Origin of the sequence: Desulfofustis glycolicus DSM 9705, from assembly GCF_900130015.1 — a bacterium.
Lineage (GTDB): Bacteria > Desulfobacterota > Desulfobulbia > Desulfobulbales > Desulfocapsaceae > Desulfofustis > Desulfofustis glycolicus.
In genome coordinates, this window is record NZ_FQXS01000084.1 from 1 (window position 1) to 1,862 (window position 1,862).

At 52.8% G+C, this 1,862-nt stretch carries 1 protein-coding gene; it reads left to right on the forward strand.

The genetic code is table 11. From position 1 onward, the window contains the following. Positions 1-138: 138 nt before the first annotated feature. Positions 139-1,812, forward strand: a complete 1,674-nt coding sequence (locus BUC26_RS22455) for an IS1634 family transposase (protein ID WP_073379658.1) — start codon at positions 139-141, stop codon at positions 1,810-1,812. Positions 1,813-1,862: the final 50 nt, after the last annotated feature.

The following is a 1,862-nucleotide window of genomic DNA, read 5'->3' on the forward strand; positions in this document are numbered from 1 at the left end:
CGGATGTTCCAGACACAAAATGAAGTAACACCTTGATTTGCTGTTTTAAAGTAGCGATTTTAGAGAGAATTATGTAGGCATCAAATTTTACTCTATATATTTGACATAGTGTGTTATGTATGGTAAAAAGCAGGCATCATGCATATCCACCGAGTCAAATCAAAGCGCGGCGACAAGGTCTATACCCAGATTTTGCTTCGCGAATCGTACCGGGAGCGCGGAGAGCACGGCTCCAAAGTCAAGAAACGGACCCTGCTCAACCTGACTAAATATCCCGAGTCGGTTATCTCGGCGATTGAACTGGCCCTGAAACACAAGGACAACCTGCCAGAACTTGAACACCTTCTCGGTAGCAGTGTCAAGCACACACAGGGCCGCTCGGTCGGTGCTCTCTGGGTCTTGCTGCACGTTTGCCGGGATCTCGGCCTGGATAAAATTATCGGCTCGTCGAGACATGGCCTGCTTTGCCTGTGGATGATCATGGCCCGGCTGATCGAGCAGGGCTCACGGCTCAGCGCCGTACGTCTGGCTGACGAACATGCGGTCTGTGAGTTGCTTGGTGTTGAACCATTTACCGAAGACGATCTCTACCGGGCTCTGGACTGGCTCTGCGAACAGCAAGACAGCATAGAACAGAAACTGTTCAAGAAAACCTATGGTGAAAAAGCTCCCAACCTGTTTCTTTACGATGTCACATCCAGTTACCTGGAAGGTGAGCAGAACGAACTCGGCGACTGGGGCTATAACCGAGACAAAAAACGAGGTAAGAAACAGATTGTTATCGGCCTGCTCTGCAGTGACGATGGCACGCCGGTATCGGTTCGTGTGTTCAAAGGGAATACCAACGATCTGAAGACCTTTGGCGCCCAGATCGAGAAGACCGCCGAGGAATTTGGCTGCCGGCAGGTGACCATGGTCGGCGATCGGGGGATGATTAAAAGCGCTCAGGTCGAAGAACTCAAAGAAGCCGGCTTCCACTATATTACCGCAATCACCAAACCTCAGATCAGAGCGATGCTCAGCAACGGTGTATTGCAGTTAGGCTTGTTTGACAGCGATCTGTGCGAGGTAGAGCATGAAGGAATCCGCTACATCCTGCGGCGTAATCCGATCCGCGCGGCCGAGTTGGCAGGTTCCCGGGACCAGCGCATCAAGGTCCTTCAGGCGTATGCCGAGCAAAAAAACCGTTACCTGGCGGAGCATCCCCGAGCTGACTTTTACAAGGCTACCCAGAAGGTATGGGAGAAAGAGAGCAAACTGCAGGTCAGCGACTTTGTAACAACCACCTGCAAAGACCGTATCATCAGGGTCGAGATAGATGGGGCATATCTGGCGGAAGTAGAGGAGTTGGACGGTTGTTACGCACTCAAGACCGATCTGGCCGCAGAATACGCGCCGATGGAAATCGTGCACGACCGCTACAAGGACCTCACCCAAGTCGAGCAGGCGTTTCGGACCTGTAAGACCGGTCATCTGGAAGTTCGGCCGCTTTATGTCCGCAAGGAGTCGCGCACGAGGGGGCATGTCTTTGTTGTCATGCTGGCGTATCTGATCCGGCGCAAGCTGGCGGATGCCTGGCGGGATCTGGACGTGACCGTCGAGGAGGGGTTGAAAAAATTATCAACCCTGTGCGCGATGGAGCATGAAATCAACGGCAACCAGACCGGTGGCATGCTCAGCGTACCACAGCCACGGCCAAGTCTGGCTCGGTTATTCTCAGCACTGACGATTACCCCGCCCAGTGCTCTGCCGCGTCGGACTGGTCACGTAGACAGCAGAAGGAAGCTGCCGAGCAGGAGAAAATCGAAATAAATTCAGAATATTGAGGGGCAAAATCGGCCTTTCTATATTTGGAACATCCG

What these genes read in the sequence shown, in the direction of transcription:
- BUC26_RS22455 (WP_073379658.1), top strand. Translation starts at nt 139, where the DNA reads ATGCATATCCACCGAGTCAAATCAAAGCGCGGCGACAAGGTCTATACC.